This window comes from Bacillus sp. LR--39 (assembly GCF_053613335.1).
Map to the genome: position 1 here is coordinate 1 of NZ_JBSIOT010000399.1, position 994 is coordinate 994.

Genomic DNA, 994 nt, shown 5'->3' on the forward strand with positions numbered 1-994 from the left:
GATATTTGAAGCCCTGCTGATGGAAGTCACCATCGAGCTGCTAAGGGAAGCCGGACTGCGACTCCCCAATCCGCTCGGACAGACGATCGGCCTCGTTGGGGGCGTAGTCATCGGACAGGCTGCTGTAGAAGCGAATCTCGTCAGTTCGATTATGGTCATTGTCGTCAGTGTCATTGCCCTGGCATCCTTTACCGTTCCTCAATACGGAATGGGTCTGTCTTTCCGGGTGCTGCGTTTTATTTCGATGTTTTCCGCCGCTATTTTAGGGCTGTACGGCATTATTTTATTTATGCTTGTCGTTTATACGCACTTAACGAGACAAACGAGCTTTGGGTCTCCGTATTTTTCGCTAAACGGATTCTTTAGCCTGAAAAATACGGATGACTCCATTATCCGTCTCCCAATTAAAAACAAACCAAAAGAGGCGAATAATCCAAATGAGCCAAAAACAGACTCCACTGAAACTTAATACCTTTCAAGGTATTTCTATTGTTGCAAATACAATGCTTGGGGCCGGACTTTTAACATTGCCGCGAGCGCTGACCACTAAGGCTAATACGCCTGACGGCTGGATCACGCTGATATTAGAAGGTTTCATTTTTATTTTCTTCATTTATTTAAACACGCTCATTCAGAAAAAACATCAATACCCTTCACTCTTTGAATATTTGAAGGAAGGGCTTGGGAAATGGATCGGCAGCATCATCGGCCTTTTGATCTGCGGCTATTTCCTCGGCGTAGCCAGCTTCGAGACCCGGGCAATGGCTGAAATGGTGAAGTTTTTCCTGTTGGAGAGAACCCCAATTCAAGTCATTATTTTAACGTTTATTTGCTGCGGCATTTATTTAATTGTTGGGGGATTAAGTGATGTGTCGCGGCTGTTTCCCTTTTATTTAACGGTAACCATTATTATTTTGCTGGTTGTGTTCGGGATCAGTTTTAAAATTTTTGATATCAATAGTTTGCGTCCTGTTTTAGGCGAAGGCCTTGGACC

Annotated in this window: 2 pseudogenes; both read left to right on the plus strand. The window is 44.2% G+C overall.

Going from position 1 to position 994, the window contains the following annotated elements:
* Positions 1–469 (plus strand): annotated as a pseudogene (gene gerAA / locus ACWHAR_RS23555) (spore germination receptor protein GerAA); the annotation flags it as partial.
* Positions 438–994 (plus strand): annotated as a pseudogene (gerAB, locus tag ACWHAR_RS23560) (spore germination receptor protein GerAB); the annotation flags it as partial. The pseudogenes gerAA and gerAB, both read left to right, overlap by 32 nt.